The organism is Xanthobacter aminoxidans (assembly GCF_023571765.1).
Classification (GTDB): domain Bacteria; phylum Pseudomonadota; class Alphaproteobacteria; order Rhizobiales; family Xanthobacteraceae; genus Xanthobacter; species Xanthobacter aminoxidans.
This window is the reverse complement of record NZ_JAMJXC010000007.1, coordinates 129,813-144,564: the sequence shown is the minus strand read 5'-3', so window position 1 is coordinate 144,564 and position 14,752 is coordinate 129,813. Positions and strand designations below refer to the sequence as shown.

The window sequence follows — 14,752 nt, the reverse complement described above, 5'->3', positions numbered from 1 at the left end:
GTGCGCCTGACCGAGCCGAAGCATCCGCCCCACGCTGGGCCCGCGGAATAACGCCTTCCTGTCTCATCTGCCGTCGTCCTCTGGCTTGACCGGAGGACCCATGGCGCCATTTGCCTCTCCCTCCCCGCCTCGGCTCAAGCGGGGAGATGGGCCCTCCGGTCAAGCCGGAGGGCGACGGTTGTGAGAGAGGCGACGGCCGTGAAAGAGGCGAGCCTCAGCCCTCGTAGTGGTCCTTCACCAGCTGGTCGAGCAGGCGCACGCCCCAGCCCGAGCCCCAGCTCTTGTTGATGTCGCTCGCGGGGGAGGACATGGCCGTGCCGGCCACGTCGAGATGCGCCCACGGGGTCTTGTCCACGAAGCGGTGCAGGAACTGGGCGGCGGTGATGGAGCCGGCGTTGCGGCCGCCGGTGTTCTTCATGTCGGCGAACTTCGAGTCGATCAGCTTGTCGTATTCCGGGCCGAGCGGCATGCGCCACACCCGCTCGCCGGTCTCCTGACCGGCCTGGGTGAGGCGCTGGGATAGTTCGTCGTCGTTGGAGAAGAGGCCGGCATATTCCGAGCCCAGCGCCACCAGGATCGCGCCCGTGAGGGTCGCGAGGTCGATCATGAACTTGGGCTTGAAGCGCTCCTTGGCGTACCAGAGCACGTCGCACAGCACGAGCCGGCCCTCGGCGTCGGTGTTGATGATCTCGATGGTCTGGCCGGAGAGCGAGGTGACGATGTCGCCGGGGCGCTGGGCAGCACCGTCGGGCATGTTCTCCACGAGGCCGATGAGGCCCACTGCGTTCACCTTCGCCTTGCGGGCGGCGAGCGCATACATGAGGCCGGTGACGCAGGCGGCGCCGCCCATGTCGCCCTTCATGTCCTCCATGCCGGCGGCCGGCTTGATGGAGATGCCGCCGGTGTCGAAGGTGACGCCCTTGCCGATGAAGGCGACCGGCGCCTCGTCCTTGGGGCCGCCGTTCCAGCGCATCACCACGACGCGGCTTTCCTTGATGGAGCCCTGGCCGACGCCGAGCAGCGCCTTGAGGCCGGCTTCCGCGAGGGCGGCATCGTCCAGCACCTCGATCTCGACGCCCACGCCGGAAAGATGCTCCTCGGCGCGGCGGGCGAATTCCGGCGGGTCGAGCACGTTGGCGGGCTCGTTCACGAGGTCGCGGGCGAACAGCACGCCGTCGCCCACCGCCTGCCGGGCGGCATAGGCGCGCTTGGTGCCGGCCTCGTCGGAGACGAGGAGGGTCACGGCGCGGGCGGTCGGCTCGGCATCGTCCTTCTTCTTGGTCTTGTAGCGGTCGAAGCTGTAGCTGCGCAGCGAGATGCCCAGCGCCACCTCGGCGGCGGAATCGGCGGAGATCTTGGTGCCGGGCAGGTCGAGCACCACGCTCGCCTCGCGGGCGGAGGCGGGCAGCTTGCCGGCGATGAGGCCGCCGAGCTTCAGGAAGTCCTTGGGCTTCAGGTCCGCCGCCTTGCCCACCGAGATGATGATGAGGCGCGGCGCCTCGATGCCGGCGGGGGCGAGCAGGTCCAGCGCGCTCCAGGCCTTGCCCTTGAACTTCTCGGCGTCGAACGCGCGGGTCAGCGCCTTGTCGGCCCCCTTCACCAGCTTCTGCGCCTGCGTGCCGAAGGCGAGGCTTTCGTCGGTGAGCACCACGAGGACGCCCTTGGCGGCGGCGGTGAGCCGGGCGAACGAGACGGTGACGGGATCGGACATCAGGCGCTCCAGAAGCAGCGGGAGGGGCAGAATGGATTCAGAATATGCGTCGCCCTTCTCTAGCCCGGTCGGCGGACAGGGGGAACCGCCCTCAGCGTCACGGTGGTGCCGCCGCGCCCGAGCTTTCGGGACTGGGGCTTAGATAGGTGCCGGGGCGCGGTTGTGAACCGTTGCCGCAAAAGAAAAGGGGGCGCCAGGCGCCCCCATTCCTCATCTTCCCGAAAGGAAAGCCTCACTCGGCGGCTTCGCCACCCGCGGCCGCGGCGGCCTTGTCGGCCTTCTCCTTGGCGCGCTCCTGGGCCTTCTGGCCGGGCTCGGCCTTCTTCGGGTTGTTCTTGGCTTCGCGCTTCAGCAGGCCGGCGGCGTCGAGGAAGCGGGCCACGCGGTCGGTGGGCTGGGCGCCCTTCTCGAGCCACGCCTTCGCCTTCTCGGTGTCGAGCACCACGCGGGTCTCGGAATCCTTGGCCAGCAGCGGGTTGAAGGTGCCGATCTTCTCGATGAAGCGGCCATCGCGCGGGGCGCGGGCGTCGGCGACGACGATGCGGTAGTAGGGACGCTTCTTGGCGCCGCCGCGGGCGAGACGGATCTTGAGGGACATGGTCTTCTTCCTTTGGGTCGTTCGATTGGTGGATGTGAGTGTCTGAGGCCGTCATGCCCGGGCTTGTCCCGGGCATCCACGTCGTCCCGCCGTCACGCTTCTCGCAGGAATGCGCCAGGCCGCTGGACGTGGATGGCCGGGACAAGCCCGGCCATGACGGGAGAGAGCGGAATTACTTCTTCTTGCCGGGCCCTCCCACTCCAGGAAAGCCCTTCGGCAGGCCGGGGAGCCCGCCGGGGAATTTGGACGGCAGGCCGCCGCCGGGCAGGCCGGGGAAGTTCGGCGGCAGGCCGCCGGGCGCGCCGGGCATTCCGCCGGGGCCGCCCTTGCCCATCTTTTCCGCCATTTCCTGCAGCATCTCGGGGGAGGGGCCGCCGCCGCCGAAGCCCATCATGCCGGCGAGACCCGCGAGCGGGCCGCGCTTGCCGGCGGCGCCGCCCATGGCCTTCATCACGTCGGCCATCTGGCGATGCATCTTCAGGAGGCGGTTGATCTCCTCCACCTTGGTGCCGGAGCCGGCGGCGATGCGGCGCTTGCGGGAAGCGTCGAGCAGCTTGGGCGCGCGGCGCTCCTTGGGGGTCATCGAATTGATGATGGCCACCTGCCGCTTGAACACCTTGTCGTCGAGGTTCGCGGCGGCGATCTGGTTCTTCACCTTGGCGACGCCGGGCATCAGGCCCATGAGCCCGCCGAGGCCGCCCATCTTGGACATCTGCTCCAGCTGGCCGCGCAGATCGTCAAGGTCGAAGGTGCCCTTGCGCATGCGCTCGGCAGTGATCTTCGCCTTCTCGATGTCGATATTCTCGGCGGCCCGCTCCACGAGGGCGACCACGTCGCCCATGCCGAGGATGCGGCCAGCCACGCGATGGGGATCGAAATCCTCCAGCGCGTCCATCTTTTCGCCGGTGCCGAGCAGCTTGATGGGCTTGCCGGTGACGGCGCGCATGGAAAGAGCCGCACCACCGCGACCATCGCCATCCGCGCGGGTCAGCACGATGCCGGTGAGGCCCACGCGGCCGTCGAAGGCCTTGGCGGTGTTCACCGCGTCCTGGCCGGTGAGGCTGTCGGCGACCAGCAGCACTTCATGCGGCTTGGTGACGGCCTTCACCTCGGCCACCTCGGCCATCAACCCCTCATCGAGGGTGACGCGGCCGGCGGTGTCGAGCATCACCACGTCGTAGCCGCCGAGCTTCGCCGCCTCGATGGCGCGCCTGGCGATCTGCACGGCCGATTGCCCGGCGACGATGGGAAGGGTCGCGACCTCCACCTGCTTGCCCAGCGTGGCCAGCTGCTCCATGGCCGCCGGACGGCGGGTGTCGAGCGAGGCCATCAGCACCTTGCGCTTGCCGCGTTCGGTGAGGCGCTTGGCGATCTTGGCGGTGGAGGTGGTCTTGCCCGAGCCCTGCAGGCCGACCATCAGGATCGGCACCGGGGCGGGGGCGTTCAGGTCGATGGGGTCGGCGTCGGAGCCGAGAGTCGCCACGAGCTCGTCGTGGACGATCTTCACCACCATCTGGCCGGGGGTGACGGACTTGATGACCTCCACGCCCACGGCGCGCTGGCGCACCCGGTCGGTGAAGGAGCGCACCACGTCCAGCGCCACGTCCGCCTCGATCAGCGCGCGGCGCACCTCGCGCATGGCCTCGCCGACGTCGGCCTCGGTGAGAGCGCCGCGCCGCTTCAGCTTGTCGAGTATGCCGCCGAGGCGGTCGGAAAGGGTATCGAACATGGGCACCCGGGTGTTGCAGCTTCACACCGGACGGCGATGATCTCCCGCGCTGCGCGGGCCGGATGAGGGAGCATCCAGGGGACGCCACATCAAGCCAACGCAAAGCACGCCCGAGGGCGCATCGCGCTGTCGGGCGGGGGCCTCCGGGCTCTCGGCCCGGTCGGCGGGATCGGCATGGCCGTCCGTGTGAAGCTGGGGCTGTTAGCAGGTTTGTGCCGGAGAGGCAAATTCGCCGCCGTCGGGGCAGGGCGCGCGGCCGCTGTACCTACCTATTCTGCGCCCGCCATCACGATGCGGCAAGGTTCGCCGCGCAAGCGAAGTTTGCGCGCAGCACCACTACTGGTCGTCATCGGAACAGACCATACTTTCCCTTAGCGCATCTCGCGCATCCGCCGGCCAGCGGCGGGGAGGAAACCATGCCCCAGACGCCTTCGACTGCTGCCCCCGAAGCGAGCCAGATCGTTCCCTTTCCCGCCGATTTCCGCATCGCGGAGATCGAGACCAACGGCACCACCCTCCATGTCCGCACGGGCGGGCAAGGGCCGGCGGTGCTGCTCATCCACGGCTATGGCGAGACCGGCGACATGTGGGGCGCCCTCGCCCAGGCGCTGGCGCCCACCCACACCGTGGTGGTGCCGGACCTGCGCGGCATGGGCCTCTCGGCCAAGCCGCCCGGCGGCTACGACAAGAAGACCCAGGGCGCCGACATGGCCGGCCTGCTCGATGCCCTCGGAATCGACAAGGTTGCGCTCGTCACCCACGACATCGGCAACATGGTGGGCTTCGCCTTCGCCGCGCTCCACCGCGACCGGGTGACGAAATTCGCCCTCATCGATGCGCCGCTGCCCGGCGTCGGACCGTGGGACGAGATCCTGAAGAACCCGCTGCTCTGGCATTTCCGCTTCGGCGGGCCGGACATGGAGCGCCTCGTCGCCGGGCGCGAGCGCATCTATCTCGATCGCTTCTGGAACGAATTCTCCGCCGATCCCAGCCACTTCTCGGAGGCCGCGCGGGAACATTACGCCGCGCTCTACGCCCAGCCCGGCGCCATGCACGCGGGCTTCGCCCAGTTCGCCGCCTTCGACCAGGACGCCCTCGACAACGTGGAATTCCTCAAGGCGGGCAAGCTCGCCATGCCGGTGCTGGCGCTGGGCGGCGAGCATTCGTTCGGCCTCGGGATGGCCGAGGTGATGCGCTTCGCCGCCAGCGACGTGACGGGTGATGTGGTGCCCGGCAGCGGCCACTGGATCATGGAGGAGAACCCCGCCGCCACCGTCGCGCTGGTCACGGACTTCCTGCGGGCGGGCTGAGGCAGGCTCCGTCTCCCCCCTGCGCGACGGTCGTGCTAAACCACGGCCGTCACAGGAGCCCCGCCCATGTCCGAGAACAACGATCTCACGCGCTTCTTCGGCGGGTCGCCTGCCTGGGTGCTGGTGCGGCTCGTGCTGCTCTCGGTGGTGGTGGGCGTGATCCTCGCTGCCCTCGGGCTCGACCCGATGAACATCCTCACCAGCCTCCAGCGCCTGCTGCGCAACCTGTTCAGCTTCAGCTTCGAGGCGGTGGAGCGCATGTGGCGCTATTTCCTGCTCGGCGCCGTCATCGTCATTCCGCTCTGGCTGCTCATGCGCGTGTTCGGCCGGCGCTGAGGCCGTGTCCCTCGCCGCCGTCTCGGGGGGCGTGACGCACCGGCGCGTGCTCGCCATCGCGCTGCCGATGACGCTGGCGCACCTCACCACGCCGATGCTGGGCGTGGTGGATGCGGCGGTGGTGGGTCGGCTCGGCAGCGCGTCGCTGCTCGGCGGCGTGGCGCTCGCCGCCATCATCTTCGACATGCTGTTCTGGGTGTTCGGCTTCCTGCGCATGGGCACGGTGGGCCTCGCCGCGCAGGCGGTGGGGCGACGTGATGCGGTGGAGGAGCGGGCGGTTCTGGCGCGCGGCCTGCTGGTCGCCGGCGCGCTCGGTCTCCTGATCGTGCTCCTGCGCACACCCATCGAGAGCGCGGCCCTGTCGCTGGCGGGGGCGAGCGAGGAGGTGAACGCGGCGGTGCGCGACTATTACGCCATCCGCATCTTCGCCGCGCCCTTCACCCTGGCCAATTACGTGGTGCTGGGCTGGCTGGTGGGCCTCGGCCGCACCGGGCGGGCGCTGGTGCTCCAGCTGGGAATCAATGTCCTCAACATGGTGCTCTCGGCCGCGCTCGTGCTTGGCGCCGGATGGGGCGTCGCCGGCTCGGCGGCGGGAACCCTCGTCGCCGAAATCGTCGGAGCGGCGGCCGGGCTCGTCCTGTGCGCCGTGCTGCTGGGCGGGCGGCTCGGGGTGGCGAAGGCGGTGCTGCTCGACAAGGCGCGGCTCATCCAGACCGTCATGCTCAACCGCGACATCATGATCCGCACCGCGGCGCTGATGTTCGCCTTCTCCTTCTTCGCCGCGCAGGGCGCACGGGCGGGCGACGTGACCCTCGCCGCCAATGCCGTTCTCCAGAACATGGTGATGGTGGCCGCCTATTTCCTCGATGGTTTCGCCACCGCCGCCGAGCAGATCTGCGGCTCGGCCGTGGGTGCGCGGCGCCGGGCGGATTTTTCCGCCGGGGTGCGGCTGTCCATCGTGTGGGGATTTGCCTTCGCGGTGCTGGCGGGGGCGGTCTACCTCGTCACCGGCCCGGCCATCGTGGACGCCATGAGCACCAGCCCGGAGGTGCGGGCCGAAGCGCGAATCTATCTTCTCTACGCCGCGCTGCTGCCGGTGGCGGGGGTGACGGCCTATGCTTTCGACGGCGTCTATATCGGCGCGCTGTGGTCGCGCGACATGCGCAACCTGATGCTCGCCTCGCTGGGCGTCTATCTCGGCGTGTTCCTCGCCTTGCGGCCGCTGGGCAATCACGGCCTTTGGCTGGCGATGCTGGCCTTCCTCCTCGCGCGCGGCGGCTTCCAGGCCCTGCGCCTGCCGGCGCTGGAGCGGCGGACCTTCGGCTGAGTTTCAGTCCAGCGTGGGGAAGACGTGGGCCCCGTCCGCGCCGAGCGGCAGGTCGCGCACCCATCTCACAGCGGTGAGCGGCAGCGGCGCGTAGAGATGGGGGAAGAGGGCGCCACCGCGTGAGGGTTCCCACTTCAGCGCCGCGCCCAGCGCCGCCGCCTCGATAGCCACCAGCTTCAGGTCGGCTTGCCCGGCGAAGTGCTTCGCCGCCGTCTCGCGCGCCTGCGCGGCGGTGGAGAAATGGATGTAGCCGTCCGCCACGTCCACCGGCGCCCCGGTGAACACGCCCGCTTGCTCGGCGGCGGCCCACAAGGCGGCGGGGGCGATCTTGTAGATGAGGGGGGCGGCAGTCACGGGCGATGCTCCTCAATGGATCGGCGACGCACATAGGCCGGCACGAACGAAAGGGCAACTGTGTTCGCCTTATGGTTGCATGCGGACTGAAGTCCTGTACAAATGGGGAACAAATTCATATCTTCCACGCATCGGGGGGCGTGGTGTCGCGCGGGTGGCCCCGGTCCGCATCCGGATTCGCTGTCGAGGCCAAGGATCTTCGAGGCAAGGAACGTCTTTCCCATGCTGACCCACGGTAAGATCTGGCGTGCCGTCGATGAACTCGCCGAGCAGCACGGGCTGTCCACCTCCGGCCTCGCCCGGCGGGCGGGGCTCGACCCCACCACCTTCAACCGCTCCAAGCGCGTGACCATCGACGGCCGGCCGCGCTGGCCCTCCACCGAGAGCATCGCCAAGGCGCTGGCCGCCACCGGCACCAGCCCGGAGCACTTCTTCTCCTTGCTGGACGGCTCAGACCGCACAGCCGCCCATGGCGGCGGCGCGGGCTTCGCCGAAGACGCGTCGCCGCCCCCGACGCGGCCGCTCCATGCCATTCCGCAGATCGGCTTCGCCCAGGCCGGCTCCGGCGGCTTCTTCGACGATGCGGGCTTCCCGGTGGGCGCCGGCTGGGACGAGATCGTCTTTCCCGACGTCCACGACGCCCACGCCTATGCGCTGGAGATCGCCGGCGATTCCATGGAGCCGGTCTATCGCGACGGCGACATCGTGGTGGTCTCCCCCGCCTCCGAGCCGCGCCGCGGCGACCGGGTGGTGCTGAAGACCAAGGAGGGCGAGGTGCTGGCCAAGGAACTGGTGCGCAAGACCGCCCGCCACATCGAGCTGCGCTCCCTCAACCCCGCCCACGAGGACCGGCAGATCCCGCTGGATCAGGTGGACTGGATCGCGCGGATCGTGTGGGCGAGCCAGTAGGGGCGGGTGCCGACGCGGGCGGGAAGGTCCCTGCCGTTTCCTGTTTCTCCGCCGTCATGGCCGGGACAAGGCCGGGCATGACGGTGTTGTGGGGGCAGGCCGCACGCCACCTCGAGCCGCACGACCTCGCCATTCAATCCTTCGCGCACCTCACCCCAGCAACGCCTCCAGCGTCTCCAGCCGGTCCGCCTCGCCCGGCGGCTTGTCCCATCTCAGGCGGGCGATGCGGGGGAAGCGCATGGCGATGCCGGAGCGGTGGCGGGTGGAGCGGGCGAGGCCCTCGAAGGCCACTTCCAGCACCAGCCCCTCGTCCTTCTCGTGCACCACCTCGCGCACCGGGCCGAAGCGGTTGATGGTGGCGCGGCGCACGAAGGCGTCGATCTGCTTCAGTTCCTCGTCGGTGAAGCCGAAATAGGCCTTGCCCACCGGCACCAGCACATCCTCTCCCTCATCGCCGATCGTCCACACCCCGAAGGTGTAGTCCGAATAGAAGGACGAGCGCTTGCCGTGCCCGCGCTGGGCATACATGAGCACCGCATCCACCGTGTGCGGATCGCGCTTCCACTTCCACCACGGCCCCTTCGGCCGGCCGGGCAGATAGAGGCTGTCCGCCCGCTTGATCATGACCCCTTCCACCGCCCCGGCGTCCGCCCCCGCGCCGGCGGAGGCGGGGTCGCGGCGGGCGGTGGTCAGCGCCTCCCAGGTCGAGAAGGGCACCATGGGGGACAGGTCGATGCGTGGGGTGTGGAGGCGCGCCACGAGCGCCTCCAGCCGGGCGCGGCGGGTGGCGAAGGGTTCGCCGCGCAAATCGTCCGCGCCGTCCACCAGCAGGTCATAGGCGCGGATGTGGGCGGGGAATTCCGCCAGCATCTTCACGGTCACCGTTTTGCGGTTCAGCCGCTGCTGGAGCACGTTGAACGGCTCCACCCGGCCGTCGCGGACGATGAGCAATTCGCCGTCCATGGCGCCGTCGAAGGCGATGGCCTCCGCCATGTCCGGGAAGGCGTCGGAGATGTCCTCGCCGGTGCGGGAATAGAGCCGCACCACGCGCGCGCCGTCCGGCCCGGTGCCCGCGACCGCCTGCACGCGGATGCCGTCCCATTTCCATTCGGCGCGGAAATCGGCCGGATCGAGGGCGGTGAAATCCGTTTCCTCGATGGCGTGGGCCAGCATCACCGGGCGGAATGGGGCGGGATTGGAGGTCTCCGGCCGCGGCCCGCGCCCCTCCACCCAGGCGAACAGCTCCTCGTAGGGCGGCTCAAGGCCGGGCCAGACCAGCTCCACCTCGTCCGGCGTCACCTCCGTGAGCCCTTGCCCCAGGCTCGCCACGGCGGTCTTGGCGAGGCGCGCCGAGGCGCCCACCCGCATGGACCCGGTGATGAGCTTCAAGAGCGCCCAGCGGCCGGTCTCGTCGAGGCCGTCCAGCCAGTCGGCCAGATGCCGGGGCAGGGACACCTTGGAGAAGGTGGAGAGGCCGTGGACGATCTCGGACAGCAGCGGCGCGTGCGGCCGCGCGCCCTCCGGCCGGGGCCACATGAGGGCGACGGTCTCCGAGAGGTCGCCCACATAATCATAGGACATCTCGAACAGCACCGGGTCCGCCCGTTCGGCGATCAGCGTGCGCACCACGCCGGGCTTGGCATTGGCGAACGACAGCGCCCCGGTGAGCGCCGCCAGGGCGAGCCCCCGCTCCGGGTCCGGCGTCGAGCGGAAATAGTCCGCCATGAGCCGGATCTTGGCATTGCGCCCGGCCTCGTAGGACATGCGATCCAGCAGCGCGGCGAAGCGGTTCATGGGGGAGGGGCCTCCCCCTCCGGCGCGACCACCACCGCCTCCTCGTCCTCCTCGCCGTAGCCGACCATATGGAGGGGGCGGGCGCGCAATTGCCGGGTGTGGGCCCAGTGGACGAGGGCGTCCTCGGCGCCGTGCGTCACCCACAACTCCTCGCAGCCGGTGGCGCGGATGGAGGCGCAGAGGCCGTCCCAGTCGGCATGGTCGGAGACGACGAGCGGCAGCTCCACCCCCCGCTGCCGGGCGCGGGCGCGCACGCGCATCCAGCCGGAGGCGAAGCAGGTGATGGGGTCGGCGAAGCGCCGCGCCCACAGGTCCGTCATGGAGGAGGGCGGGGCGATGACGATGGCCCCGGCGAAAGCGGATTTCGGCGCGCCCTTCACCGGCAGGATCTCGCCGAAATCCATGCCGCAGCTTTCATAATAGTCGGTGATGTTGGTGAGCGCGCCGTGCACGTAGATGGGCGCGTCGTGCCCCGCGCGGCGGATCAGCGCCATCATCCGCTGCGCCTTGCCCAGCGAATAGGCGCCGACGATGTGGGTGCGCTCGGGGAAGATGCGCACCGAGGCGAGCAGCTTGTCCACCTCCCCCGCCGCGGGGGGATGGCGGAAAACCGGCAGGCCGAACGTCGCCTCGCTGACGAAGACGTGGCAGCGGATGGGCTCGAACGGGGCGCAGGTGGGGTCGGCGGCGTCCTTGTAGTCGCCGGAGACGACGATCACGAGCCCGTCCTTCTCCAGCCGCACCTGCGCCGAGCCGAGCACATGGCCGGCGGGATGAAGGCTCACCTTCACCCCGTTGAGGATGATCTCCGCGCCATAGGCCAGCGCCTGCGTCGCCCCCGCGAAGCCCGGCCCCATGCGCAGGGCCATGATGTCCAGCGTCTCGCGGGTGGCGAGCACGTGGGCATGGCCGGCGCGGGCATGGTCGGAATGGCCGTGCGTGATCACCGCCCGCGGCACGGCGCGGGTGGGGTCCACGTAGAAATCGCCGGCGGGGCTGTAGAGTCCCTTGGGCGAGGGGCAGAGGAGGTCTTCCGGGCGCATCACTTTATCGGGCGGGTTCACCACTATATGGGGAGACTTGCGCGCCTGCGCGAGGTTCCCTCGAACTGCGAGATCGAGCTTGTCCGCTGCTGCCTTCGACACATCAGGCGATCCCGTCCTCGACCGGCGGCTCGACTGGGCGCGCGCCTTCCTCGCCGAGGGGGATTTCGCCGCCGCCGCAGAGCTCCTCGCCGAGACGGTGGAGGCGGCGCCCGCTTTCGCCGCCGCCTGGTTCCTGCTGGGCGAGGCGCGGGAAGGGCAGGGGGAAAGCGAGGCGGCGCGGGAGGCCTATGGCCGGGCGCTGGCGCTCGATCCCGCCGACCGGCTGGGCGCGGGGCTGCGCCGGGCGCGGCTCGGGGGCGAGGCGGCGGACGGCGTGATGTCGGCGGCCTATGTGCGCACCCTGTTCGACCAATATGCCGGCCGCTTCGATACCGCTTTGCGCGAAAAGCTCGCCTATCGCGGCCCCGAGCTGCTGCTGGAGGCGGTGCGGGCCGCCTGTGCCACCCAGGGGCGCGACGTCCGCTTTGGTGCGGCGCTGGACCTCGGCTGCGGCACGGGCCTCGCCGGCGTGCTCTTCGCGCCGCTGGTCGAGCGGCTCGACGGGGTGGACCTTTCCCCCGCCATGCTGGAAAAGGCCCGCGCGCTCGGCCTCTACGCCGCCCTCGAAGCCGGCGAGATGGGGGCGGCGCTGGGGGCGATGCCGGCCGGCGGCCTCGATCTCGTCCTCGCCGCCGACGCACTCTGCTATGTGGGTGACCTCGCCCCGATCTTCCACGCCGCGCGGGCGGCGCTGGCGCCGGGCGGCCTCTTCGCCTTCACGCTGGAGACGCACGAGGGCGAAGGCGTGCTGCTGCGCGAGACGCTGCGCTATGCCCATGGAGAGGACTATGTCCGCGCGTTGGCGGCGGAGGCGGGGCTTACCGTCGTGCTGCTGGAGCGGGCCTCCACCCGCTCGGAGAAGGGCGTGCCGGTGCCGGGGCTGGTGGGCGTGCTGGCGGCCGGCTGAGCCGTTCAGGCCCTGGCCGAGGCGCCCCGCCCGGCGACCAGCGTGATGACCAGCGCCCCCACGCACAGGATGAGCCCGGTGGCACAGACGGCGGCCCATCCGCCCCATGTCCAGGCCATCGTGGCGACAGCCGAGCCGAAGGCGCCGCCGAGGAACATGGTGCCCACGAGGATGGTGTTGAGCCGCGCCCGTGCCGCCGGCCGCAGGGCGAAGATGCGGTGCTGGTTGCCCACCAGCGCGCTCTGGATGCCGAGGTCGATCAGCACCACACCCACGGCAAGGCCCGCCAGTTGCGGCCAAAGCGAGAAGAACAGCCACGCGGCGAGCGCCAGCACGGCGCCGAGCACCACCACGCTGGACGGTCCCCGCCGGTCGGTGAAGCGGCCGAACAGCGGCGCGGCGAGCACGCCCACCAGCCCGAGGATGCCGAACAGGCCGGCGGCCTCCGAGCCGAGACCGAAGGGCGGCCCTTCCAGCCGGAAGGCGAGGATGGTCCAGAAGGCGATGAAGGAGGCGAAGATCAGCGCCTGCGTGATCGCCGCCCGCCGCAGCGTCGGGAACTCATTCCACAAGCCGAGGAGCGAGCCCATGAGGCTGGCATAGCTCAGCCCGCCCTCCGGCTTGCTGCGGGGGAGCATGGCCGCCATCAGCGCCGCGGCGGCGAGCGCCATGGGCACCGCCAGCCAGAACATGGCGCGCCAGCCCGCGTGGGCGGCGACGAAGCCGGCCAGCGTGCGGCTGAGCAGGATCCCGGCGAGGATGCCGGACAGCACGGTGCCCACCGTCGCCCCGCGCTTCTCCGGCGGCGCGAGATGGGCGGCGAACGGCACGATCTGCTGCGCCACCGTGGAGCCGAGGCCGAGCAGCAGCGAAGCCGCGAGCAGCGCCAGCGGGCCCTGCGCCAAGGCCGATAACGCGGCGGCCGCCGCCACGGCGACGAAATGCAGGACAATAAGCCGCCGCCGCTCCATCTGATCGGCCAAAGGCACCAGCAGGAACAGGCCGGCGGCATAGCCGAGCTGCGTCACGGTGGGCACCAGCGGCGTCAGCGGGCCGGGCAGGTCCGCCTCCATCACCGCCAGCATGGGCTGGTTGTAATAGATGTTCGCCACGGCGACGCCGGCAGCGGCGGCCATGGCGAAGATGCGGGCGAAGCCCAGCTGGTTCGGGCTCGGGGCGGAAGCGGGCATGGGCGGTCTCTGGCCGGGGCGGCCGGGGCAGGGCAGACGGCGCGGGCTGGCGAAGAGGCGCCCAGAGGCCCGCAGCTCAGTCTGTCGGGGATAAGTTGCGGCGCAACATAGCCAATGCCCGCCATGCTCGCGAGTGGGGCGCGCGCGCAGCCGGCACTGGTGCTGCGCGCGCGATGCAGAGCTGAGATCGCGCGCGGTCCCGCCCAGTCTGCGGCGCCACTCAGGCTACCGGCAGGGAGAAGGGCTCGCCCTCGAAGGCATCGGCGCCGCGACCGATAGAGTGAATGGCGGCAACCATCCGGCCCTCCCGCTGCAACGCTGCATCGGCGAGCGACACGATGCGCGGGTTCGGCGTCGCGGTGGGCGAGGCGTGGCGCAGGCGCTGGGCCAGCTCCATCTCGTCGCGATCCGGCAACAGCGCGCAGAGGGTGGCATAGGCTGCCGCCGTGGAGCGCGAGATGCCGGCATAGCAATGGATCACCAGCGGCGTCTGGCGCGGCCAGGCGCGCACGAACTCGAACAGTTCGAGCATGTGCGCCTCGCCCGGCGCCACCAGCCCCTCGATCTCCTCGGCGATGTCGTTGATGCCGAGGAAGAGGTGGTTGGTGGGGTCGACGTTGCTCGGCCGGGTCAGCACCGTGCCGCCATTGATGAGGGTGATGACATGCCGCGCGCCGGTCGTGGCGACCGTATCGTGCAGCTTGGCGAGGGAGCAGACATGGATCATGGCGCAAGCTCCTCGAATCTCTTGAGGAAACGGGCTTTCGCCGTTTCCGCCTCCCATGGGGTGAGATAGTCCTTTTCCACCCCAGCGTCGAGGCGGGCGGGGCGGCCGAAGAAGGCTTTCGCCTCCTCTTCCGCAAATCCCGCCAGACGCGTCGCCTCGAAATAGGCCGAGGCGCGGTCCGCCGCCTTGACGATCTTCAAAAGTTGATCGGGCCAGCCCACCGGCAGAGAGAAACGCACGCAGATGGCATTGAGGAGGCGCGCCTCCACGGTCTTGTAGTCGCCCCCCAGCACCGCCTTGAATGGGGAGATCATGTCGCCGATGACGTATTCCGGTGCGTCGTGCAGCAGCACGCACAGGCGCCAGCGGGCGTCCAGGTCCGGATGGGTGCGGCGGGAAATCTTCTCCACCAGCAGGGAATGCTGGGCCACGGAGAAGATGTTGGCGCCCGATGTCTGGCCGTTCCAGCGCGCCACGCGGGCGAGGCCGTGGGCGATGTCCTCGATCTCCACGTCGAGGGGGGAGGGGTCGAGCAGGTCGAGCCGGCGGCCGGAGAGCATGCGCTGCCATGCGCGCGGCGCGGCGCCGGCTCGACGGGAGGTCGTCTTTGCAACGGGTTTGGCAACGGGTTGGGCGGGGACGTCTGGCTCAGTCACGAATCGCGTGCTCCTCGGATCGGGGAAAGGTAAGCTCCGGCCGAAACCTCACAAGCCGC

General features: G+C 70.2%; 14 protein-coding genes. 5 read left to right on the top strand and 9 right to left on the bottom strand.

The features are described from left to right. Positions 1–214 precede the first annotated feature (214 nt). From EJ105_RS13090 to ffh, 3 genes are all read right to left on the bottom strand, one after another. Positions 215–1,711, bottom strand: coding sequence for a leucyl aminopeptidase (locus EJ105_RS13090; RefSeq protein ID WP_250166679.1), 1,497 nt, complete (start codon positions 1,709–1,711; stop codon positions 215–217). 232 nt (positions 1,712–1,943) lie between these two features. Next, positions 1,944–2,309 carry a 30S ribosomal protein S16 gene (gene rpsP, locus EJ105_RS13085; protein ID WP_029557928.1) on the bottom strand — a complete coding sequence of 122 codons (366 nt, stop codon included), beginning with the start codon at positions 2,307–2,309 and terminating at the stop codon, positions 1,944–1,946. 172 nt (positions 2,310–2,481) lie between these two features. Next, complete coding sequence (gene ffh / locus EJ105_RS13080) at positions 2,482–4,038, bottom strand: signal recognition particle protein (RefSeq protein WP_250166678.1); 1,557 nt, start codon at positions 4,036–4,038, stop codon at positions 2,482–2,484. Positions 4,039–4,454: 416 nt separating this feature from the next. Here ffh and EJ105_RS13075 point away from each other — a divergent pair, with 416 nt between their 5' ends. The 3 genes from EJ105_RS13075 to EJ105_RS13065 all read left to right on the top strand — a co-directional run bounded on the left by EJ105_RS13075 (position 4,455) and on the right by EJ105_RS13065 (position 7,011). Beyond that, positions 4,455–5,348: an alpha/beta fold hydrolase gene (locus EJ105_RS13075; RefSeq protein ID WP_250166677.1), complete on the top strand. Its 894-nt coding sequence runs from the start codon at positions 4,455–4,457 to the stop codon at positions 5,346–5,348. 66 nt (positions 5,349–5,414) lie between these two features. Then, a complete protein-coding gene (locus EJ105_RS13070; RefSeq protein ID WP_024279675.1) occupies positions 5,415–5,684 on the top strand; it encodes a DUF6460 domain-containing protein in 270 nt (89 codons plus the stop codon). A 4-nt stretch (positions 5,685–5,688) separates the two neighbouring features. After that, on the top strand, positions 5,689–7,011 hold the full coding sequence (locus EJ105_RS13065) for an MATE family efflux transporter (protein WP_250166676.1): 1,323 nt from the start codon (positions 5,689–5,691) through the stop codon (positions 7,009–7,011). A gap of 3 nt (positions 7,012–7,014) precedes the next feature. On the opposite strand, the gene EJ105_RS13060 is transcribed toward EJ105_RS13065, so the two are convergent. Continuing rightward, entirely contained in the window at positions 7,015–7,365 is a 351-nt protein-coding gene (locus EJ105_RS13060; protein ID WP_250166675.1) for a DUF952 domain-containing protein, read from the bottom strand. 222 nt (positions 7,366–7,587) lie between these two features. On the opposite strand from EJ105_RS13060, the gene EJ105_RS13055 reads away from it, so the two are divergent. Beyond that, positions 7,588–8,274, top strand: a complete 687-nt coding sequence (locus tag EJ105_RS13055; RefSeq protein WP_250166674.1) for a S24 family peptidase — start codon at positions 7,588–7,590, stop codon at positions 8,272–8,274. Positions 8,275–8,424: 150 nt separating this feature from the next. Here the strand turns inward: EJ105_RS13055 and EJ105_RS13050 are convergent, their stop codons facing one another. Together EJ105_RS13050 and EJ105_RS13045 are read right to left on the bottom strand one after the other, a co-directional pair. Then, complete coding sequence (locus EJ105_RS13050; RefSeq protein WP_250166673.1) at positions 8,425–10,068, bottom strand: cisplatin damage response ATP-dependent DNA ligase; 1,644 nt, start codon at positions 10,066–10,068, stop codon at positions 8,425–8,427. Next, positions 10,065–11,111, bottom strand: coding sequence for a ligase-associated DNA damage response exonuclease (locus EJ105_RS13045; protein ID WP_250166742.1), 1,047 nt, complete (start codon positions 11,109–11,111; stop codon positions 10,065–10,067). Before EJ105_RS13045 ends, EJ105_RS13050 begins: the two co-directional genes overlap by 4 nt. A 79-nt stretch (positions 11,112–11,190) precedes the next feature. Here EJ105_RS13045 and EJ105_RS13040 point away from each other — a divergent pair, with 79 nt between their 5' ends. Further along, on the top strand, positions 11,191–12,120 hold the full coding sequence (locus tag EJ105_RS13040) for a class I SAM-dependent DNA methyltransferase (protein ID WP_250166672.1): 930 nt from the start codon (positions 11,191–11,193) through the stop codon (positions 12,118–12,120). A gap of 5 nt (positions 12,121–12,125) precedes the next feature. On the opposite strand, the gene EJ105_RS13035 is transcribed toward EJ105_RS13040, so the two are convergent. From EJ105_RS13035 to EJ105_RS13025, 3 genes are all read right to left on the bottom strand, one after another. Continuing rightward, positions 12,126–13,310, bottom strand: coding sequence for an MFS transporter (locus tag EJ105_RS13035; RefSeq protein WP_250166671.1), 1,185 nt, complete (start codon positions 13,308–13,310; stop codon positions 12,126–12,128). A 220-nt stretch (positions 13,311–13,530) separates the two neighbouring features. Next, positions 13,531–14,037: a tyrosine phosphatase family protein gene (locus tag EJ105_RS13030; RefSeq protein WP_024279665.1), complete on the bottom strand. Its 507-nt coding sequence runs from the start codon at positions 14,035–14,037 to the stop codon at positions 13,531–13,533. Continuing rightward, positions 14,034–14,597, bottom strand: coding sequence for an HD family hydrolase (locus tag EJ105_RS13025; RefSeq protein ID WP_250166741.1), 564 nt, complete (start codon positions 14,595–14,597; stop codon positions 14,034–14,036). Before EJ105_RS13025 ends, EJ105_RS13030 begins: the two co-directional genes overlap by 4 nt. Between the last annotated feature and the right edge of the window lie 155 nt (positions 14,598–14,752).